The 22,031-nt window shown below is 32.8% G+C and carries 20 protein-coding genes; 9 read left to right on the top strand and 11 right to left on the bottom strand.

All coding sequences use genetic code 11. From position 1 onward, the window contains the following. Nucleotides 1–3: 3 nt before the first annotated feature. Genes EKN01_RS01110 through EKN01_RS01120 form a run of 3 tightly spaced genes read left to right on the top strand, consistent with a single transcriptional unit; the run spans nucleotide 4 to nucleotide 4,185 of the window. Complete coding sequence (locus EKN01_RS01110; protein ID WP_129044620.1) at nucleotides 4–2,166, top strand: peptidase domain-containing ABC transporter; 2,163 nt, start codon at nucleotides 4–6, stop codon at nucleotides 2,164–2,166. Beyond that, complete coding sequence (locus EKN01_RS01115; RefSeq protein ID WP_129044621.1) at nucleotides 2,147–3,202, top strand: S8 family peptidase; 1,056 nt, start codon at nucleotides 2,147–2,149, stop codon at nucleotides 3,200–3,202. The genes EKN01_RS01110 and EKN01_RS01115 overlap by 20 nt, the downstream gene beginning before the upstream one ends. Next, a complete protein-coding gene (locus tag EKN01_RS01120) occupies nucleotides 3,199–4,185 on the top strand; it encodes a site-2 protease family protein (RefSeq protein ID WP_129044622.1) in 987 nt (328 codons plus the stop codon). The genes EKN01_RS01115 and EKN01_RS01120 overlap by 4 nt, the downstream gene beginning before the upstream one ends. 45 nt (nucleotides 4,186–4,230) lie before the next feature. On the opposite strand, the gene EKN01_RS01125 is transcribed toward EKN01_RS01120, so the two are convergent. The 3 genes from EKN01_RS01125 to rlmD form a co-directional block, all read right to left on the bottom strand. After that, nucleotides 4,231–5,046 (bottom strand): hypothetical protein, encoded by an 816-nt coding sequence (locus tag EKN01_RS01125; protein ID WP_129044623.1) that lies wholly within the window; start codon nucleotides 5,044–5,046, stop codon nucleotides 4,231–4,233. A 145-nt stretch (nucleotides 5,047–5,191) separates the two neighbouring features. Beyond that, on the bottom strand, nucleotides 5,192–5,665 hold the full coding sequence (locus EKN01_RS01130) for a nucleoside 2-deoxyribosyltransferase (RefSeq protein ID WP_099974384.1): 474 nt from the start codon (nucleotides 5,663–5,665) through the stop codon (nucleotides 5,192–5,194). 80 nt (nucleotides 5,666–5,745) lie between these two features. Beyond that, a complete protein-coding gene (rlmD, locus tag EKN01_RS01135) occupies nucleotides 5,746–7,125 on the bottom strand; it encodes a 23S rRNA (uracil(1939)-C(5))-methyltransferase RlmD (protein WP_129044624.1) in 1,380 nt (459 codons plus the stop codon). 65 nt (nucleotides 7,126–7,190) lie between these two features. On the opposite strand from rlmD, the gene recX reads away from it, so the two are divergent. Together recX and EKN01_RS01145 are read left to right on the top strand one after the other, a co-directional pair. After that, the gene (gene recX, locus EKN01_RS01140) at nucleotides 7,191–7,952 is read left to right on the top strand and encodes a recombination regulator RecX (protein ID WP_129044625.1); all 762 of its coding nucleotides are present in this window, start codon (nucleotides 7,191–7,193) and stop codon (nucleotides 7,950–7,952) included. Nucleotides 7,953–8,026: 74 nt separating this feature from the next. Then, a complete protein-coding gene (locus EKN01_RS01145; protein ID WP_099975331.1) occupies nucleotides 8,027–8,560 on the top strand; it encodes a DUF402 domain-containing protein in 534 nt (177 codons plus the stop codon). A 45-nt stretch (nucleotides 8,561–8,605) separates the two neighbouring features. On the opposite strand, the gene EKN01_RS01150 is transcribed toward EKN01_RS01145, so the two are convergent. The 6 genes from EKN01_RS01150 to EKN01_RS01175 all read right to left on the bottom strand — a co-directional run bounded on the left by EKN01_RS01150 (nucleotide 8,606) and on the right by EKN01_RS01175 (nucleotide 13,323). Beyond that, on the bottom strand, nucleotides 8,606–9,343 hold the full coding sequence (locus EKN01_RS01150) for an amino acid ABC transporter ATP-binding protein (protein WP_129044626.1): 738 nt from the start codon (nucleotides 9,341–9,343) through the stop codon (nucleotides 8,606–8,608). Then, nucleotides 9,343–10,038, bottom strand: a complete 696-nt coding sequence (locus tag EKN01_RS01155) for an amino acid ABC transporter permease (protein WP_099974388.1) — start codon at nucleotides 10,036–10,038, stop codon at nucleotides 9,343–9,345. Before EKN01_RS01155 ends, EKN01_RS01150 begins: the two co-directional genes overlap by 1 nt. Nucleotides 10,039–10,068: 30 nt before the next feature. Continuing rightward, nucleotides 10,069–10,851 carry a transporter substrate-binding domain-containing protein gene (locus tag EKN01_RS01160; protein ID WP_129044627.1) on the bottom strand — a complete coding sequence of 261 codons (783 nt, stop codon included), beginning with the start codon at nucleotides 10,849–10,851 and terminating at the stop codon, nucleotides 10,069–10,071. A gap of 63 nt (nucleotides 10,852–10,914) precedes the next feature. After that, complete coding sequence (cysK, locus tag EKN01_RS01165) at nucleotides 10,915–11,835, bottom strand: cysteine synthase A (RefSeq protein WP_129044628.1); 921 nt, start codon at nucleotides 11,833–11,835, stop codon at nucleotides 10,915–10,917. A 1-nt stretch (nucleotide 11,836) separates the two neighbouring features. Further along, a complete protein-coding gene (locus EKN01_RS01170) occupies nucleotides 11,837–12,604 on the bottom strand; it encodes a homoserine O-acetyltransferase/O-succinyltransferase family protein (protein WP_129044629.1) in 768 nt (255 codons plus the stop codon). Between the two features lie 260 nt (nucleotides 12,605–12,864). Further along, nucleotides 12,865–13,323: a hypothetical protein gene (locus EKN01_RS01175; RefSeq protein WP_099974392.1), complete on the bottom strand. Its 459-nt coding sequence runs from the start codon at nucleotides 13,321–13,323 to the stop codon at nucleotides 12,865–12,867. 126 nt (nucleotides 13,324–13,449) lie between these two features. On the opposite strand from EKN01_RS01175, the gene EKN01_RS01180 reads away from it, so the two are divergent. Continuing rightward, on the top strand, nucleotides 13,450–14,811 hold the full coding sequence (locus EKN01_RS01180) for a hemolysin family protein (protein ID WP_241685222.1): 1,362 nt from the start codon (nucleotides 13,450–13,452) through the stop codon (nucleotides 14,809–14,811). A gap of 44 nt (nucleotides 14,812–14,855) precedes the next feature. Next, nucleotides 14,856–16,430: a peptide chain release factor 3 gene (locus EKN01_RS01185; RefSeq protein ID WP_129044630.1), complete on the top strand. Its 1,575-nt coding sequence runs from the start codon at nucleotides 14,856–14,858 to the stop codon at nucleotides 16,428–16,430. 30 nt (nucleotides 16,431–16,460) lie between these two features. Here EKN01_RS01185 and EKN01_RS01190 read toward each other — a convergent pair whose 3' ends face one another. Together EKN01_RS01190 and EKN01_RS01195 are read right to left on the bottom strand one after the other, a co-directional pair. Further along, on the bottom strand, nucleotides 16,461–17,393 hold the full coding sequence (locus tag EKN01_RS01190; RefSeq protein WP_129044631.1) for a MucBP domain-containing protein: 933 nt from the start codon (nucleotides 17,391–17,393) through the stop codon (nucleotides 16,461–16,463). A gap of 162 nt (nucleotides 17,394–17,555) precedes the next feature. After that, entirely contained in the window at nucleotides 17,556–19,745 is a 2,190-nt protein-coding gene (locus EKN01_RS01195) for an ATP-dependent Clp protease ATP-binding subunit (protein ID WP_129044632.1), read from the bottom strand. Between the two features lie 292 nt (nucleotides 19,746–20,037). Here EKN01_RS01195 and EKN01_RS01200 point away from each other — a divergent pair, with 292 nt between their 5' ends. Together EKN01_RS01200 and ptsP are read left to right on the top strand one after the other, a co-directional pair. Then, the gene (locus tag EKN01_RS01200) at nucleotides 20,038–20,304 is read left to right on the top strand and encodes a phosphocarrier protein HPr (protein WP_099974397.1); all 267 of its coding nucleotides are present in this window, start codon (nucleotides 20,038–20,040) and stop codon (nucleotides 20,302–20,304) included. Further along, entirely contained in the window at nucleotides 20,304–22,025 is a 1,722-nt protein-coding gene (gene ptsP, locus EKN01_RS01205; protein ID WP_129044633.1) for a phosphoenolpyruvate--protein phosphotransferase, read from the top strand. The genes EKN01_RS01200 and ptsP overlap by 1 nt, the downstream gene beginning before the upstream one ends. Nucleotides 22,026–22,031 lie beyond the last annotated feature (6 nt).

The following is a 22,031-nucleotide window of genomic DNA, read 5'->3' on the forward strand; positions in this document are numbered from 1 at the left end:
TATATGAAAAAATTAAAGATAACACTACAAGGTGAGCATAGTGAGTGTGGAATGGCGTGTATTTCTTCCATACTAAATTATCACGGACTTGATTATTCTTTATTAAAATTAACTAATGAATTTGGTATTCCAAGAGGTGGACTGACATTTCAAAATATATATGAAATATTGAAAGTTAAGGGTCTAGATTCAATTTCTATGAATACTAAAAATAGAACGTCAATTCCAGTGCCATCTATTGCACTTTGGAATGAAAATCATTTTGTAATTATCGAAAAAATATTAAAAAATAGAGTTTTAATTATGAATCCATCTTCTGGGAAACAATGGATACCAATAAATGAATATTTGAATAAATTTAGTGGAAAATTTATATATTCAAAATTTGATTCTCAAAAAAAGTCCAAACTAGTAGAGAATAAAATTAAAAAAAATTCATATTTAGAAACAATATTTAAGAGTTTTACCTTAGACTGGGTAAAATTGACATTAGTTACTATTTTTTTCCAATTTTCTCTTTTAACTATTCCTATATTGTCACAAAGAATTATTGATGTAATAAGTTCAGGTCAGAAGTTAAATTATTATTTTTTAATTATATTTATCGTATCAATATTTATAATTGTTTATATTTTACAAAAATCTAAAAATACTATACTAGCAAAATTAAGAAAAAAAATTGATGAGAAACTTATGTCTGAATTCTATTCAAAACTTTTAAAGATGCCTTTAATTTTTTTTAGTAATAGATCTACGGGTGAACTTATTTTTAGATCAAATTTGAATATCTATATTAGACAAGTAATGTCACAAAATTTAATTTCTTTATTAGTTGATTCATTATTTTTATTTATTTACCTGATTTTAATGTTACGTTACTCTATTTTATTAACTGTTGTTACTGCTGTTATAACAATATTTATTTCAATTATTATGATTATTAATGCTAATCAGATTAAAAAAATAGTTGATGTAGAGATAACTTTTCAAGGTAGAGTTCAGAAGATATTAACTGAGTCTATATCTGGAATAGAAACACTAAAAAGTCAACATGCAGAAAATTCTTTTTTTGAATCATGGTTTAAAAATTTTAAAGAGCAATTGGATGTTTCCTTAAAAAAAGATTTATATATAGCTAAATACGGAATTCTAACAGATTTAATGCAAAATTTTGCACCATTTATTTTAATTATTTTTGCTAGTACTCAAATTGAAAATAATAATATGAGCATGGGGACGTTGGTTGCATTTTTATCATTGTTAGGTATGTTTATGTCTCCCGTTATAGGGTTAGCATCAGCGTATAATGATCTTTCAGTGTTAAAGATATATATTGGCAAGTTAGATGAAGTTTTGGATTATAAATTTGATAATGACAATTGTATTGTGAGTCAAAATGAGAAGAATGAAAATTATAAAATAATTTTAGATAATATTACTTATAGGAATTCATTATTTGAAACACCTATTATAGATAATTTATATTTGGAGATATCAAAGGGTGAAAAAATTGCTCTTGTTGGAAAAAGTGGATCAGGAAAAACAACTCTTTTAAAGTTGTTATCTCAAAGCATTCAACCAACATATGGTAAATCCTATATTATTAACGACTCTGGATATAAAGAATTTGATTATAGCAATGATGTATTTATGGTGAATCAGCATTCACAATTATTTAGTGGAACTTTAAAGGAAAATATTCATCTTACGTATGATGATGAGTTAATAAATTTTAATATTGAGAGAATCAATCATGCATCTAGACTGTCTCAAGTTGATGAGATTATAAAAAGCATTCCGATAGGTTTAGATACAATAGTATCTGAAAATGGAAATAATTTTTCGGGTGGCCAACAGCAAAAAATATCTATAGCCAGAGCTTTTTTTTCTAATTACCCTATTATATTATTTGATGAGGCTACATCTGCTATAGATAAAGTATCTGAAAATCAAATACTAAAAAATATTCTAGAATATAAAGAAGCAACAATAATATCAATAACTCATAAAATTAATATGATTAAAAAATTTGATAAGATCATAGTTATGGACAGTGGGAAAATTAACGCAATAGGCCGTCATGAAGAATTGATCAATTCCAACAAAATATACAAGGATCTTTACAGAGAAAGTGTGGAATTAAACAATGAAGAGTTTGATAGATAAATTTATAATATGCTTTATTTTTTTTCTCTTACTCAGTAATCCGGTTCAAGCAAAGTCAAATGATAAATTAGATATACTATCTGATGATTTTAGTACATTTAATTGGTCATATAGACGGGTATTGAATGGTGGTGATTATTTGAACTCAAAAAAAAATCTATTGATTTCGGGTCAAGGAAAAGGTGTTAAGATTGCTTTAATTGACAGTGGTGTTGATTTGAATCATTCAATGCTAAAAGATAATGTTATAACTCAATATAATTATACTAGTGATAAAAATAACTCAACAGATGAATTGACTCATGGAACTCAAGTAATGGGAATTATAGATACGTTATCTCCAAAATCGACTGTTATATCCTACAAAGTGATGAATGCAAAGGAAAGAGATCCATCAAAAACAATTTCTGCAGTTTACGATGCAGCAGAAAAAAATGTTGATGTTATTAATATTAGTAGTGGAGTTTATGAAGATATTACATCGGAGACAGATAAATCAGAATTAGTTGATTTCCAAAATGCAATTAATTTTGCAAGACAAAAAAATATATTTATAGTAGCATCGGCAGGAAATGAATCTGAGGATATCACAAGTAATTCTGTTAAAGTACATGCGCCAGGTGGTCTAGAAAATGTAGTGACAGTTGCTGCTACAACTAAGAGTGGACTACTTGCAAGTTATTCAAATTATGGTAGTAATATATCTGTTTCTGCGCCTGGAGGAGATTATGGAAATTTTTATAAAACTAGTGGTCAATTAGATGCTAGGGAAATGATAATGACATATTATCCTACTGATAAGGAGTCTATTATAGGTAAATCCGCGGATTTACCTACAGGGTACACGTTGTCTCTAGGAACCAGTTTGGCTGCACCAGTGGTTAGTTCCATCTTGGCTGATATGATTTCCAATCAAAAAGAAGTTAATAGAACTTCTATGAGATACACTAAAATATTAAAGAAGTTACATCAAACTGCTGCTCCATTTAGTTATTATTCTAACAATGGAGTAGGGGAAGTGAGATTAAGGAAATGAAATTATGGTTCAAAATAATATTGATTTTATGGGCATTGACAATATTATATATATTAATAGTGAACAATTTAGTTCAAAATATATTCATATATCTTTTTGCCTTTGTAATCGCCATTTGTATACATGAGTTTGGTCATTTAATCATAGGTCTGTTTTATAAATTTAAACTAGAATACATTCGTTTGCCTTTAGCAAAGATAGGTTTGTCAGATAAAGGAAATTACAGTCTATCCTTAGAAATTAACGTATTTAATTGGTTTGGATCCACAAAGATGATACCGAATAGTTATAATGTTATAAAATATGCCATATTTATAGTTTCCGGACCAGTTTTTAGTTTGCTGTTTGGCTTTTTATTTTTATTTATTTCGATCCCCATTATTTTTAGTTTATTTAGTCTTTCAATAGGTTTATTTACATTAATTCCTTTGAAATATAGAAATTTAGGCTATGGAAATGATGGATATAAATTTTTAAAATTAATTTCAGGTGATGAATTGTTTTATATGTATATCCAAGTGGGGGATCTATTTTTTAAGAAAATAGATGAAAACACATTTAATTTTATTCCAATTATTTTTAAAAATGCTATATATCTAAATTACAATAAAAAATATATCCCTACATTTCTTAGCTATTTGAACTATTACTGTATTTTAAATTTAGAGAGCCCTTGTGATAATAGTATCAAAGATATATTCGACAATTTAGATTATCAAGCAGATGATATCTATTTAACAAATGAATATATAAACCACAGATTCATTTACAATGAAGAGATAGATGAACCAGATTTCATATCAGATATGATGAGGAAACTTGATCCATATGCAAAGAAGAAACTATCAGCAATCTTTTCGAAATCAAGTGAATCCATCCAAGAGTACAGAGATTTTTTGAGTAAATCTAAGTTAGTACCTCAGGATTCACTTTTCATTACAGCAGAAAATGCCTACATGGATCTTTTAGAAAAAAGAATATAACAAAAAAGCAGACAACTAATTGTCTGCTTTTTTATTTACTATTTATTATTTAACAACTTGAACTGTAATTGTTTGTCTACCAAATGATAGTGCTTGTGAGTTAGGCATAGCAATATCTAGTTGGTTTGAGTTTGATAGGGCAAAGTAACCTGTATCGTTAACTGTTCTGTACATTACTGTACCGTCACCAAGAGTGATTTTTAGTTGAGTTCCCTTAGGGAAACGTGAAAGGTTAGCAGCAACGCCACTGTAACCCATGCTTGAACCTAATACTGCTGGATCATAAGCTGTAGCTGACATTGTATATTTAACTGATGGTTCTTCTTCAGTCATGTATTGACCATTGATCCATTCGTTAGAACCTAGGTTATACCAAACTTGACCATTTTGATCAGTTGTTTGAGCATAAACGTGATATGCGTTACCGTCAGAAACTGAGTTATCTACATAGTATCCATCGTTAGCAGATGAATATAGGTTTACGTTTCCACCATTTGATGAAACATAAAGCACTTTGTCAATTGCTACGACAGGTGCATTGAAAGAAACATCTGATGATGATACCCATGTATCATTTCCAATTTCGTAATATGTTTTACCATTAACCATAGCTGTTTTGTCGATTGACCAAGCTGTGTTTGTTTGAACAGAGTTTGCTGAAGTTGCAACTTTACCTGATGTTACATTGTGGTATACTTTTGCGCCATTGTCATTGTTAATGTATATAACGTCTGATGATGGTGCAACTTGAACCTTACTTGATGCTGTTGTAGCAGCTGAAACTGATGTTGCGCTTGTTACTGCTGTAGAACCAATAGCAGTTAGTGCGATGATTGAAAGTGTAATGTGTTTTAAATTCATATATATAATTTCTCCTGAAACTCTTACAAAAATATCTATAAGAGTTAAGTTATGTTTTTATCAACGATAACCATCATAACTCAAAGGAAATAAAAAAAGTTGGATATAATCCAACTGTAAATTCTATGTAATATTAATGAAATCTTTATAATTTTTTAGCAATTTCTTGTAATAATGTATCAATATTGTTAACAACTTTACCGTTTAACTTAATCAATCCAATAGTATAAGTGTTTACATATTGGAATGGATTTTCTCCGATTTCAGCTACGGCAGCAATTTTTTCTGGATTTTCTGCACCGTGTTGACGAAGATCTGTAAATAATCCTAGTATAGGAATTTCTTTACCAAATGCTAATCCGATTTCAGAAGCAACTCCAACATCGATGATTTCTCCGTCTAGTACTGCAACCACTAAATCTGAAGTAAGGAGTTCTTTGTTATCTTCTTCAGCAATTTTGATTGAATCAGCGAACTTTGTTTTATCATTGATATCGCCATTTTCTTGAGGTAGGTACACTTCAATATCATCAGAAATCTTGCGGATCTTATCAACTACAACTTCATTGAACATACGATCTGCCTGTGAGAATAAACCATTAGCAAAATAAATTTTCATAACAAATTCCTCCTAAATTATATTCACTAGTAATCTTATCATAGCTAAAAAAAGAAACTGAATATTTCAGTTTCTTTTTTCTATCTTTTTTCTAATTTTACAATTGTTTCAACGTGAGGTGTTTGTGGGAACATATCCACAGGTTGAAGGTATTGGACGCGATATTTGCTGGCTAGACGTGTAAGGTCTTTTGCAAGTGTCGATGGATTACAAGATATATAAACTAGCTTTTCTGTAGGATTATCTAGGATTGTATCAATCAAGCAATCTTCCAGACCAGTTCTTGGAGGATCAACAATCATTGCATTGACTTCTATACCATCTGCTAGTAGTTCTGGATATATTTTATCAACAGCACCGGCGTAATATTCTGTATTGTTAATATTATTCAGTTCAGCGTTTTTCTTCGCATCCTCGATAGCTTCAGGAATGATTTCGATACCGTAAACTTTTTCAACTTTGTCTGCCATGGTGATACCGATCGTACCAACACCACAGTATGCATCTAGTAGAACGTCATTTTGGTTAGGTTCTAGAGCATCTTCTGCTAAATCGTACAAATGATCTGTTTGTAATGAGTTTAGTTGTAGGAAAGCACGAGGGGATAGATTGAAGGTATAACCGTTGATATCTTCTTGAAGATATTCATCTCCCCAGACTAGTCTAGTTTCATCTCCCCAAACACCTTTTTGATCTTCTAGGTTAATATTTTGAGAAATTGAAGAAACTTCAGGTATCTGATCTGTGATTAGTTCTACAAGTTTTCGTTCTTTTAAAAATTTCTTAGTTCTAGTAATGAATGTTACTTGTAATTTGTTAAATTCAACCGATTCACGAATAACAATCATGCTGATAATACCGGATTTGTTTTCGGGGTTGAATACAGGTAGTTCTAACTCTTTGATGATATCGACAATCTTACGCATGGCTTTCATCGTTAGTTCCATTTGAGTAGGCATATCTTCTAAATCGACTAATTCTTGAGTACCTGTTTTGTACAAACCACAGCGGATTTCACCATTAATTTCTTGGATTGGAAACTGTGCTTTATTACGATATCTTTCTTGTTGAGGTGATGCAATAGTAGGTCTTATCTCATAGCGATCATAAGCATGTGGTTTATATCTTTCTAGAGAATTACGTAAGATATCTTCTTTAAATTCTAATTGGTCTTCGTAATTTATATGTGCAAACTCTAATCCACCAACCTCATTACTTAGTGGATTCACATCCTTGTTTCTGTATGGACTAGCAGTTCTGATTTTATGGATTTTACCATTTAAAAATTTTGGATGAATATCTGTAATTTCACAGACAATGACATCTTCAGGCACAGCTTTAGGTACGAAGACAATGGCATGCTTGAAATAACCGATTCCTTCGCCGTTAATTCCTATTTGTTTGATAGTAAGGGGAAAGCGATCCCCAACATTTAGTTCTTCAATAATATTTGTATTCATTGTTTGTCCTTTGTTTAAAATGTGAGTTAAACTTATATCTGAGTATACCACGGGAGAATATAATATTGGCTAAAGTAACTTTAATTCAGGCACAAAAACAAAAGGGTAGATACAATGTTTTTATTGATAACAAATTTGCCTTTGGTGTTAGTGAGAATACGTTGATTGATTTCAGACTTGCGAAGAATTTAGAGCTTGATGACAATCAAATAGAAGAAATTAAAAATCGGGAAAATATCAACAAAGCTTACGGTGATGCCGTAAATTATTTGAGTTACCAATTGAGAACTGAATTTGAGTTGAAAAAGTATCTTAAGGAAAAAGAGTACGATTTAGATACTATCGATGAAGTTCTTGAACGTTTGAGATCTTTGCACTATGTGGACGATGATAACTATGCAAAGACTTATATTCACAGTCAGTTGAATACATCCAACAATGGTCCCAAGATTATGGAACAAAAGTTGATTCAAAAAGGTGTATCCAAATTTGTAATAGAAGACCAGTTGGCAGAAATTGACCAAGATATTTTAATTGAAAATGCAGTAGATTTTGCAAAAAAGCAAATCAAAAAATCACGAAAAAATTCTTTTAGTAACATGCAACAAAAAATCAAACAAACTCTATACCAAAAGGGCTTTTCAAATGAAATCATTGATGAAGCCATTTCAAAAATTGATCTACAAAAGGATGATGAGACTGAATTAGAAAATTTAAAGGCAATGATAAATAAAGTTCAAAAACGTTATCCAGACAAGAATAAACTCATTACTTACCTGATGACCAAGGGGTTTAAGTATCAAGACATAAAGAATGAACTAGAGTGAATTTTTTGATGTATGTTGTTTCACAATCTGGTATAATCTCACATGGATATAAATTTTTGAAAGCTGGTTATGTTATGGATCTTCCAAGAGAGAGAGATTACGTAGCAATCCAGAGTTACAAGCATGATGGACATTTACACCGAACATGGCGTGAAACAATGGTGCTTAAGACAAGTGAAAATGAGATAATCGGTTGCAATGAAAACACCTTAGTGACTGAAGCAGATGGTCGCAGATGGGTTACTAGAGAGCCAGCTATCATATATTTCCATAGGAAGTATTGGTTCAATATCGTTGCAATGGTGAGAGATAACGGAGTTTCATATTACTGTAATTTGGCTACTCCGTTTGCTTTAGATAAAGAAGCTATTAAATATATAGACTATGATTTAGATGTAAAAGTTTTTGCTGATGGCGAAAAACGACTTTTAGATGTGGACGAGTATGCTCTTCACAGTCAACAGTGGAATTACCCACCTGAAATAGATACTATCCTTCACGAGAATGTCGACGTGCTTCTTGATTGGATTGACAATGGTAAGGGTCCGTTTTCTCAAGCATATATTGATCTTTGGATGAAAAGATACAACGAGTTATCTCACAACTAATTTGGATTGCAAAAAAAGACTGCCAGTGGCAGTCTTTTTTTATGTTTATTTAAGTGTAATTCCAGAAAGGAAGTTTTCAATTCTTTGATTTGGTTTATTGAAGAAATCTTCGGTACTACCGTCAAACTCTATTTTTCCATCTTCAACGAATAAAATTTTATCAGCAACCATTCTAGCAAACTCCATGTTATGAGTTACAAGAATCATAGATTGACCTTCATCTGACAAATTCTTTAGAATTCGCAGAACTTGTGTTTCAAGCTCTGGATCAAGGGCACTTGTAGGTTCGTCCAATAATATGTATTCAGGATTTACTGCAAGTGATCTACAGATTGAGATACGTTGTTGTTGTCCACCAGATAGCTGACTAGGGTATCTATCAGCATATTCTTCTAATCCGACATCTTTTAACAATTGTTTAGCGTGATCTTCCGCAGATTTTCTATCTTGCTTAAGAACCTTGATTGGGGCTTCAGTAATATTATTCAGCACGGTAAGGTTAGGGAATAGATTCCAATTTTGGAAAACCATACTAGTTTTTGACCGTAGTTCAAAACTGTCATTACTTGAGATTGATTTTGAATAATCGATGTGCAAATTAGAGAAATCAATTTCACCTTTTTCAGGACGAACTAATAAATTTAAAGATCTCAACAAAGTAGATTTACCTGAACCTGAAGGACCTAAGATAACAGTTGTTTTTCCACTTGGAAATTCAGTGGATATATTGTTTAATACCAACTTATCATCAAATGTTTTACTAATGTTTTTTATCGAAATCATTAGGCATTTCCTCCCTCTAAGTATCTATTAGTACGTTTTTCCAAGTAACGTTGAAGCCAACTTAGTAGTGTACATATTATGGCGTATAGTGCAGCGACCACAACATACATTAGCAATGGTTGATAGTTTTTGGCTACAATTTGTTGACTGACTTGGAACATTTCTAGGATAGTAATAGAACTTGCTAGAGAAGTATCTTTTACTAATCCAATGAATGAATTAGATAGAGGTGGTAAGGCAATTCTAATTGCTTGAGGAAATACTATATATTGTAATGTTTGTCTTGTAGAGAAATTCAAAGTATACGCTGCATTCCATTGATCTTGAGGAACAGACATCAATGCAGATCTAATTGTTTCTGAGGCATAAGCACCTGTATTTAAAGAAAAGCCAATAATTGCAGCAGGGAAGGCATCTATTTGAATACCTATACTTGGTAGCCCAAAGAAAATAATAAATAATTGAACCAGTAGTGGTGTGGATCTAAAAAGCCAGACATAAAATGAAGCAATAGCTTTTAGAACATACCAAATTCCTTTTACAGCTTTATTTTCAGACGGAGTAATAAATTTAATCAGAGCTGTAACTATAGCTAGGATTAGTCCAAAAATAAATGAAAGTATTGCTATTGGAATGGTAAATTTTAACATTGCGGTGATAAGTTCTGGAAGTGATGAGATGACGGTTTGCCACATGGCGTTAATTCCCCCTGGAATTTCTAATAATTATTTTTGAGTAATATCTTCGCCAAAGTACTTAATTGAAAGTTTCTTTAGTGTTCCATCTTTTTGAAGTTTATTCATTGCTTTGTTCATTTCTTTTTGAAGTTCAGTAGAGTTTTTGTTCATAATTGGTGCAATCTCTGAAGCCTTGATATCTTTTGAAGAAACAACTCTATATTGAAGACCCGTAGTTTTACTATCTTTTATATATGTAAGATATGCTTCTTTTGAGTTAATTGTTGCATCAACACGACCATCTTTAATCATTGACATTGTTGTTGCAAAATCTGTAGAAGGGCTAATATTACCACCAAATTTTTCGGCGTTCAACCAGTTGTCAGTACCAGTTCCTTCTGCCATTTTCTTACCTTTTAAATCTTTTACAGAAGTTATATCTTTGTTACCTTCTTTTGTAATAAGTACAGATTTAGAATAAACGTAAGGTGTGGCAAAGATGTATTGTTTTTTACGACTGCTGTTTATTGCAACATTGTTCAAAACAACATCAAATGTTTTTGAGTTTAGACCAGCAATTAATGAATCCCATTTTGTAGGAACAAATTTTGCTTTCATTCCCATTTCCTTGGCAAGATCTTTTCCTAATTCAACTTCGAATCCAGTAAGTTTACCATTTTCACGGTATGAGTATGGAGCGTATGTTCCTTCAAGTCCAATTGTTAATGTTCCTTGTTCTTGGGTAACAGATTTAGAACTTGAAGAACATCCTGAAAGAATCAGCACAAACATAGCTAGAATAGAAATAATCGCTGTAATTTTCTTTTTCATTATTAGTTAATTCCCCTTAATTTGTTTTTTAACATTTTATATTTTCTCACATTAGTAGTAGATTTAAAAATTAAATAAATCTGTAGATAGATATCTTTCACCATTGTCCGCAGCTGTAGTGACAACTATTTTACCAGCACCTAGTTTTTTGGCAATTTCTTTTGCTCCAAAAATATTAGCTCCTGATGATATTCCTACTAGTAAACCTTCTTCTCTTGCCACTTCTTGTGCAGTTTTTATAGCTTGTGTACTACTTACTTCGATAATATCTTCATAGACATTTTGGTCTAATGTATCAGGAATAATCCCTGCACTAATACCTTGAATTTTGTGAGGTCCAGTAGTTCCTTCTTTTAGTAGAGGGGATTCACTAGCTTCTAGAGCATAAATTTGTACATCTGGATAAACTTTTTTAAGACCATGACCTACTCCGGAAAGAGTACCTCCTGTACCAACTCCAGCTACAAAAGCATCGATATTTTCATTTTTGAAATCTTTGATAATTTCTTGAGCAGTTGTTAATTCGTGAACTTCAGGATTGGCAGGATTTTCAAATTGCATAGGCATAAATGCGTCATTTTCTTCAGCATATTCGCTAGTTCTTTTGATTGCTCCAGACATTCCTTCTGAACCTGGTGTTAGAACTAGTTCAGCACCGTATCCTTGCATGATCTTACGTCTTTCCACACTCATAGTTTCAGGCATGAATATTACAATCTTGTAGCCTTTGGCACTTGCAACAAGAGATAGACCTATACCAGTATTACCAGATGTAGGCTCAACAATAGTATCACCTTTTTTTAGTTTGCCGTCTTTTTCAGCCTTTTCAATCATTGACAAGGCTATACGATCCTTAACAGATCCACCGGGATTGAAAAATTCTAGTTTTACAAAGATATCCGCCATATTTTGTGGGTCATTATTTTGAAGTTTTACCATAGGTGTGTTTCCAATTAATTCTGTGATTGAGTTTACTTTTGTCATATTAATTTCCTCTTTTAAATGTGTTCAACCAATTGTTAAAGAATTTTTCCTGACTTTCTTGCCATTCGAAAGTTGGTTGATTATTTTTATAGTAGTTATGAGCTTTAAATGCGTTAGGTACTTTACCACTAGCTATTTCTAATTGATACTCTTTGTCTAAATCATCTTTATGATATTCGAGATGGTTGAATAAAAAGGTCTGATTAGCAATGTTTGATTTTGCTAAAGATAATAAATTATTTTCAGTAACTGATAATACTTCTAAACGTTCATCTTCGTTCACTTGGGATAGATCCATCTCAGTGTAACGGGCATTTGGAGCAAGATAACCGGTAGGTATATCTTTTAGAAGTGGATCTGATTGTACAATTTTATTCTGATAGACTCCAAAATCTTTTTTTGATAATGGTTTCTTTCTTATACCATACAAATGAGCTAGTGCTTCCATCGCTCCCCAACAGACATAGAGCTGAATAATATCGGATTTGTGAAGGTAATTCAGCAAATCATGTACTTCTGGTAGATAAGTTATTTTATCATCAGAGATTCTTTCGACTGGACTCCCAGAAATGATGAAACCATCTAGATATTTTAACTCTTCTAGTTTTAGTGGTTTCATATTTGGTTCAGGAGGTTCGCTATATCGACTGGCAGAATAATAGTATGTTAAATCGACATTGCTATTTTGATTTAGAACTTGTTCAAAGTTGGAATTGGTTTGTTTTTTATCGGTCATTAAGTTTAGGAGACCTATTTTCAAATGAGTCATATTTTCACCTTGATAAACAAAAAAAGAGCTGACCAATGTCAGCTCTTTAATCGCATTATTTATAGTAACTAATTGATTAATTTAGAGTGATATTAGGCATGATGAATAACTATAATTTCTATTTGTGCAAGAAATTACAGTACAACATGCAGTATTGATTGTAGAATTGCTTGTTTTCATCATGTGAAAAATCCTCCGTATTTGTTTTGTAAATCTTGGTAGTTATGATAGCCGTATATTATTAGTCTGTCAATGAAATTTTATTTGTCTTCTTTATAAATTGATAAAGCATCGAATTCTAGATATGATGCAAATGTCACTGATAACATCAATATTAGTACCAACCAACCTAATGTGTTACCCATGATATGAGAGATAGGTAGTACATTCTTTACTAGATAAATACTAATGATAGAGAAAATAAAGTCTGATATTAAATTGAAAGAAATAATCCAAAAATTTCTCTCTAGAATGAATAAATTGATAAATTTCTTTAACGCTGGTCTCGTAGAATTACGATACATAATCAATATTGGTCTTTGTGCAATGACTTTTACAGCAAAAAGACCGAATGCACCAATGATACCGCCAAGAATTATTCTCCAACTGATGGCGTGTAGCACCAAAGCATTGTATGAAATACCTACTATTAACAGACAGGCAATATAAGGTATTAGAAAGAAAAATAGATAAATAACAGTTATTCTCTTATTTGACATTGTTATAGCTCCGATAATTTAATAGCTTTATTTTATCATGAAATTTAGATATATTGTTGAATACTTTAAGGACTGATATAATTAGCCTAGTTATAAAATATATAGTTTATATTGAAAGAGAGTGACATGTCGATGAACGGTGACCCTAGCGGTGTGACCTTGCTAGTACAACTATTAATAATCGTTGTATTAACAATTTTAAATGCTTTTTTTGCAGCTGCAGAAATTGCTATAGTTTCAGTAAGTAAAGCAACAGTAGAAGAAAAGGCGGAAGACGGTAGTAAGAAGGATAAACGTATTCTTAAAGCTATCGAAGAACCTAATCAGTTCTTATCTACAATCCAAGTAGCAATTACATTTGCAGGATTCTTATCATCTGCTATTGCTGCTACCAGTTTGAGTGGAAGCCTTGATAGATTGATGGGGGACTTTCCCGGAAGCCAAGAAGTATCTATCGTAATTATTACAGTTATCTTGTCTTATATTTCGCTGGTATTTGGTGAATTGTTACCAAAGCGTATAGCCATGAATAAACCTTATGGTGTAGCTAGATTTACTGAACCATACGTAAGATTTTTCAGATTTATTTTTAGTCCTTTTGTTAAGTTACTAACAGGATCTTTAAATCTAGTATTTAAATTAATTCCTATGAATTTTTCAAAAAAAGAAGATACTGCTTCTCGTAGTGAAGTTTTAGCAACTATTCGTGAATCCAAAGATAGTGGAACTATCAATTCTGATGAATACCAAATGATGCAAGGAATTATCGAATTTAGTGATAAGAATGTTCGAGAAATCATGGTTCCTAGAACTGATGCTTTCATGGTTGATATCAATGATCCTAAGGATCAAACTATTGATGCTATCTTGGAACAACCATTTTCTCGAGTACCTGTTTATGGTGGGGAAAAGGATAAGGTTATCGGAATTATCCATATTAAGGATATATTGAAACAAGCTCGTAAGTCAGGCTTTGAAAGTATCAGTTTGGATCATGTCATGGTAGAGCCTATGTTTGTTCCTGAAACTACTAGTATTGATGCTTTGCTTTTGAAAATGAAGAGCACACAAACTCAGATGGCAGTTGTTATGGATGAGTATGGTGGAGTCGTTGGATTGGCTACAATTGAAGATATCATTGAAGAAATTGTTGGTGATATAGATGATGAATACGATCAAGCTATCACAGCATATCGTCGTATAAATAGTAACGAGTACTCAATTATCGGTAAAATGACGACAGAAGATTTTAATGAATTATTTGAAGAGGATCTTCATTTGGATGATTATGATTCTGTTGCAGGTGTTTTAATTGCTCAAGCAGGTGATATTCCTACAGAGAACATTCCGATATCTATTACTTTAGATGATGGAACTAAACTTACATCAGGCAAAGTTAATGGTTCAAGAATTGAAGATGTCATAGTCACAATACCTGACGATAAACTTAAACAAGTAATGAAAAATATGTATGAGAAGAAATACTAGAGGTATTTCTTTTTTCTTTTATAAGTAACAAACAGGAGAAAATAATGGATCAAAAACAATTAAGAGAACAAGTTGAAAAGAGAAGAACTTTTGCCATCATTTCCCATCCCGATGCTGGTAAAACAACTATTACTGAACAATTACTATATTTTGGTGGAGCTATTCGTTCTGCTGGTACAGTTAAGGGTAAGAAAACTGGTCAATTTGCTGCCAGTGATTGGATGGAAATTGAAAAGAAACGTGGAATTTCTGTTACCAGTTCTGTTATGCAGTTTAACTATAAAGATAGAGATATCAATATTTTGGATACTCCAGGACATGAGGATTTCTCAGAAGATACTTACCGTACACTGATGGCTGTGGATGCTGCTGTCATGGTTATTGATTCTGCTAAGGGTATTGAGCCACAAACTAAGAAATTATTCCAAGTTGTAAAAAAACGTGGTATTCCTATCTTTACATTTATGAACAAACTGGATCGTGATGGACGTGATCCATTGGATCTTATCGCTGAACTGGAAGAACTGCTTAACATAGAAGGTTGTGCCATGAACTGGCCAATCGGTATGGGTAAAGAACTTAAGGGATTATATGATATACATAATCAAAGAGTGGAACTTTATCGAAAAGAGGGCGATGAGCGCTACATTCCAATCAATAGTGAAGGTTCGATAGATGATAAGGAATTGGCAGAAGATTCATTATTTGAACAAGCTATCGGTGAAGTTGAATTACTAGAAGAAGCTGGAAATAGTTTTGATCCTGAAAAAATACAAAAAGGTGATCAAACACCAGTATTCTTCGGTTCAGCTCTAACCAACTTCGGTGTACAAGTATTCTTAGATACATTCTTGGAAATGGCACCAGCTCCTGCACCACATAAGTTGCAAGATAGTGATGAAGTTATCGAACCAGATTCAGAACAATTTTCAGGATTTGTATTTAAGATACAGGCCAATATGAACCCTAATCATCGTGATAGAATTGCCTTTGTACGAATTTGTTCAGGTGAATTTGAAAAAGGTATGGATGTAACATTACAAAGAACTGGCAAAACTCTGAGACTTAATAATGCTACTGAATTTATGTCTGACCAACGTGAACAGGTTAAGAATGCTGTAGCTGGTGATATTGTAGGATTGTATGATACTGGTAATTTCCAAATTGGAGATACAATTTATAGTGGTAAAAAATCTATTCAATATGAAGAATTACCACAATTTACACCAGAAATGTTTATGGAAGTTCAAGCTAAAAACGTTATGAAACAAAAGTCATTCCATAAAGGTATGCAGCAACTAGTTCAAGAAGGTGCTGTACAGTTGTACCAAAAATACTCAACCAGTGATTATATTCTAGGTGCTGTCGGACAGCTTCAATTTGAGGTTTTCCAATTCCGTATGCAAAATGAATATAACTGTGATGTTGTGATGACTCCAATCGGTTCAAGAATTGCTAGATGGATTGATCCTGAAAAATTAGATGAATCAATGTCTTCTTCTAGAAATATGTTGGTTAAAGATCTAGAAGGTAATCCACTATTCTTATTTGAGAATAAATTTGCGGTGACATGGTTTGAAGGTAAGTATCCAGACGTTAAATTAACTGCAAAGCTATAATAAAAAAGCACATCCCTAGGGATGTGCTTTTTATATGTTCAAATATTGTCTTTCAACGTAATTACCATCATCTAATTCAGCCCAAACACTGTTGTTTTCTAGTAGGATTAGATTTTTAACGAATACACGTTGATTGCTTTGATAGTAACCAATCAGCATTTTTCCATAAGGTTGAACCCAGCCGGTTACGCTGTGTTCATGGAAATTACCAATATTAGTGTATTGGTTAATTTCACTGATATCTATAACTTTATAGTTGTATGAATTCTTAATTTGAGATTGATTTTCCAATTGATAAGGTGGGATTTTAAATGTTGAAACGTCTTCAGTACTAGGTACCCAGATATCTGCACCTAAGTTATACCAGATGCGATTTGTGTATCCTTCTTTCATCGCGTGAAAAATTTTCCATGTTGAGTTCATTGGAATAGTTCTATTGATAGGGTAGTTGATATTAGCTCTTTCAAAAACTTGAGTGCTATTAAATGTTTCCAAAAATAGATTATTAGGAATAATGTACGGAGTTAGTTTTTGGGTATTGTACTTGAATTCAAATTCTTGAACTTGATCTGTGAACTTTCCACTAACAACCTTTGGTGATTCAACAAGAAAATTGCGTGCTTCTTCTAGAGGTTTTGCCTGAAAAGTACCGTTGAATTTACCTGTAAGGAAGATAGGGTCAGCAATCAATTTATCATCGATATTTCTATGATAGATAATTACAGGAGCTGCTACTTGCTTAGCATAAATTATATTAATTCCATCACTATTAGGAATGAATTTTTTTTGGAAGTTTTGAACGGTCGACAAAATATATCCAGGGATAGTTTGAAAGGGAACATCCAAATCATCAAGGTATTTACCCTGAATAGTTTTTGAGTCTCTTAGTTTATTTCCCACTGAATCTAGGTAATTTACTTCTATTAATATGTCGTTACGAATAATTTTTTCTACTTTGTCCATTATTACCCCTCTAATATTCCACTTACTCTTATTTTGAATTTTAACAGCAAATACTGATCTATCAACTAGAGTTTAAGTAATTATAAACAGGCGTAAGAGAAACTTAAATCTTTTTGATTGTACAAAAAAAGCATCAAAATTTTCGATGCTTTTGGTTAGTCATTATTTCTTTTCAACTACAGCTGGAGCATCTTGATAAGAGGCAATTTTTATTTCACCTTTTACTACTTTAGCTTCTAAATCTTTTTCTGTAGGGTGATCCAAGTAGTAGTCAGCTACTTTATCTTCAATTTGTTCTTCAATAACACGACGTAATGGTCGAGCACCCATGCTAGGGTTGTAACCTAACTCTACTAGCTTGTCTTTAGCAGATTTTGTTACATGGATCTTTAGTCCTTGATCAGCAATCATCTTGTTAGTATCAGCTAACATTAAATCTACAATTTGAACTAAATTATCTTTTGATAGAGCATTAAATTCTACGATACCATCAAAACGGTTTAAGAATTCAGGTTTGAAGTAATCAGAAAGACGACTGATTACAGTAGATATAGTTGATGTAGCGCCAAATCCAACATTGGCTTCTTTTACATCTTGACCAGCGTTTGAAGTCATAATAATGATAGTATCTTTGAAACTAACAGTTCTACCTTGAGAATCTGTCAATCGACCGTCTTCAAGAATTTGTAAGAACATATGCATAACATCAGGATGAGCTTTTTCTACTTCATCTAGAAGAATCAAACTATATGGATTTCTTCTTACTTGTTCAGTTAGTTGACCGGCTTCTTCATATCCTACATAGCCAGGAGGAGAACCAATCAATTTAGACACGCTGTGTTTCTCCATGTATTCAGACATATCAAAACGAATCATTGATTCTGTTGTTCCGAATAGATCCTTGGCTAATTGCTTAGCTAATTCTGTTTTACCAACACCAGTTGGTCCAACAAATAGGAATGAACCAATAGGACGACCAGACTTATTAAATCCAACACGATTTCTACGAATTGCTTTAGAAACTTGTTCAACAGCTTCATCTTGACCAATAACACTTGATTTTAGGTTTGGTTCTAGATTCTTTAGTTGAAGTTGTTCGTTAGCTTTCAAATCACCAACAGGAATTTTAGTCTTCTCTTCGACAATTTTTTCGATTTCTTTTTCAGAGATCATACTTTCATCAAGAGGAGTTTCCTTAGTGTTGTCTTTCATTTTTTGGTACTTAGAAACTTCATCACGGTAATATGCAGCTTTTTCATAATCTTCATTTCTCAATGCAGATTGTTTTTGAACTTCCGCATCAGAAATCTTGTTATCTAATTCTGCAATATCGATATGATTTGTTTGAAGATTTTTCTTAGATCCAGCTTCATCCATCAAATCGATAGCTTTATCAGGTAAGAATCTGTCTTGAATATAGCGAGCTGATAATTCCGCAGCGGCTACAATAGCATCATTAGAATATTTTACGTGGTGATAGTCCTCATACTTAGGTTGAATACCCTTTAGAATCTGGATAGTAGCTTCAACACTAGGTTCATCAACTTGAACAGGTTGAAGTCTTCTTTCTAGAGCTGAATCTTTTTCGATTGTACGATATTCATTTAAAGTTGTTGCACCAACTAGTTGTAGTTCGCCACGAGCTAATGCAGGTTTTAGAACGTTACCAGCATCCATTCCGCCTTCAGCATTACCGGCACCAACAATTTCATGAATTTCATCTATAAATAGGATGATATTGTCATCTGCCTGAAGTTCTTGGATAAGTTGTTGCATTCTTTGTTCAAACTGACCACGTACGCCAGTGCCTTGAACTAGTGAAACAACATCCAAGCGAATTACTTTTTTGTTGCGAAGTTTTTCAGGAACGTCTTCGTCAACAATTTTTTGTGCTAATCCTTCAACCACAGCTGTTTTACCAACACCGGCTTCACCGATTAGTACAGGATTGTTCTTAGTTCTTCTATTTAATATTTCAATTACACGTTTAATTTCATCGTCACGTCCAATTACGGGATCGACTTGACCTTTTCTTGCTTGTTCGGTTAAATCCACACCATATTGAGCTAGTAGGGAATTACCACCGCCGTTTGGACCACGTCGACCTGATTGCGTATTAGGATCTCCAGCTTGAAAACCTTGTGATTCAGATGAATTGTTCATAGCATTGAATAGTTCTTCAAAACTTGAAAAACCATTTGTGTTTTCTGCCATATTATCTATACCTTCATTACTTTCGTTTCTTAATTTTTGATAGCAATTTTGACAAAGGTTAACCTCTGTACGTTTGCCATTTACACTGGTATATAAGTGAATTGTTGCTTCATTTTCATTACAATTTTGACACAGCACTATAATCCCACCTTTCGGTTCAAAATTATAAAGATAGTATAAGACTTAGCACTCTCTAATTGCAAGTGCTAAGTCTTAAAAATTTCAACTTTATTTTATGAAAGTTATTTTTTCGCTAATTATCCTTGAAAAGCCTTTCTGTAAGCGTTAACTGACTTATTTGATAAGGTTTTTGAGAGTTATAAAATAATGAAAAAGGTTGTTAATAATTTAAGAAAATGGTAAATTAAGAAATGAATATTTGTAGAGCTTTCTACATAATTTAATAAACAATAAAGAGGTAATTTATATCATGGAAAAGAAAGAATATCACGTAATCGCAGAAACAGGAATTCACGCACGTCCAGCAACAATGCTTGTACAAGCTGCAAGTAAATTCTCTTCAGATGTAAACATCGAATTTGATGGAAAATCAGTTAACCTAAAATCAATCATGGGTGTTATGTCACTTGGTGTTGGTCAAGGTGCTGATATTACTATTACTGCCGAAGGTGATGACGAAGCTGACGCAATTGCTGCAATCACAGAAACAATGACAAAAGAAGGTTTAGCTGAATAATGTCTACACAAATCAAAGGGATAGCTGCTAGTGAAGGTATTGCTACTGCAGAAGCATACCTTTTGGTTCAACCAGACCTTTCATTTTCAAAGAAGAGTATTAGTGATGTTGATGGCGAAGTTAAACGTCTTCAAGATGCACTTACTCAATCAGACAATGAATTAACAAAAATCAGAGATGCGGCTAAAGAATCATTGGGTGAAGAAGGCGCACAAGTTTTTGATGCGCACAAATTGATTCTTGCTGATCCTGAATTTACAGGTGCTGTTGAACAACAAATTAAAGATCAAAGTGTCAATGCTGAACAAGCACTTGATGAAGTTTCACAAAACTTTATTACAATTTTCGAAGGTATGACAGATAATCCATACATGCAAGAAAGAGCGGCGGATATTCGCGACGTTACTAAACGTGTAATGGCTCACTTGCTTGGTGTTGAATTACCTAATCCTTCACTAATTGATCATGAAGTTATTGTTGTTGCTCACGATCTTACTCCAAGTGATACAGCTCAACTTAACAAAAAATTTGTTAGGGGCTTTATTACTGATATTGGTGGACGTACAGCCCACTCTGCAATTATGGCGCGTTCATTAGAACTACCTGCTGTAGTTGGAACAAATACAGTTACAGCTGACATCAAAGATGGTGATCAGGTTATTCTTGATGGTCTCGATGGTGTGGCTATTGTTAACCCAAGTGATGATGATGTTGCTAAGTATTCAAAATTAGCTTCTGATTTTGCTGCCGAAAAAGCAGAATGGAAAAAGCTAAAGAGTGAAGCAACAGTCACTGCTGATGGTAAACATTTTGATATAGCAGCTAATATTGGTTCACCAGATGATCTAGATGGTGTTCTTGATAATGGTGCTGAAGGTATCGGATTGTATCGTACAGAATTCTTGTACATGCAATCAGATCAACTTCCAACAGAAGAAGATCAATTCAATGCTTACAAGAAAGTTCTTGAAAGTATGAATGGAAAACCAGTTGTTGTCCGTACTATGGATATTGGTGGGGATAAGCATTTACCATATCTACCACTACCAGAAGAAGACAATCCTTTCTTAGGATATCGTGCTATTCGTATTAGTATTGACCAACAAGATATTTTCAGAACTCAACTGCGTGCTTTGATTCGTGCTTCAGCATTTGGTGAACTAAGAATTATGTTCCCAATGATTGGTACACTTCAAGAATTTAGAACTGCTAAGTCTATTTTTGAAGAAGAAAAAGCTAAGTTAGTTTCAGAAGGTGTAAAAATTTCAGATTCTATCCAAACAGGAATGATGATGGAAATACCTGCTGCTGCTGTATTAGCTGATCAATTCGCCAAGGAAGTTGATTTCTTTAGTATTGGAACAAATGACTTGATTCAATACACAATGGCTGCTGATCGTGGTAATGAAAGAGTTTCATATCTATACCAACCATATAATCCTTCAATCTTGAGATTGATCAAGCACATTATTGAATCAGCTCACAAAGAAGGCAAGTGGGCAGGTATGTGTGGAGAAGCTGCTGGAGATGACGTAATGGTTCCAATCCTATTAGGTATGGGACTAGATGAATACTCTATGAGTGCTACATCTGTATTACGTGTAAGAAGCTTGATGAAGAAATTAAGCACAGCAGATCTACAAACACTTGCAGAACGTGCTGTTAATGAATCATTAACAAACGATGATAATATTAAATTAGTATCTGAATATGTTAAATAATAAAAA

Origin of the sequence: Companilactobacillus metriopterae, assembly GCF_004117915.1 — a bacterium.
GTDB classification, from domain to species: domain Bacteria; phylum Bacillota; class Bacilli; order Lactobacillales; family Lactobacillaceae; genus Companilactobacillus; species Companilactobacillus metriopterae.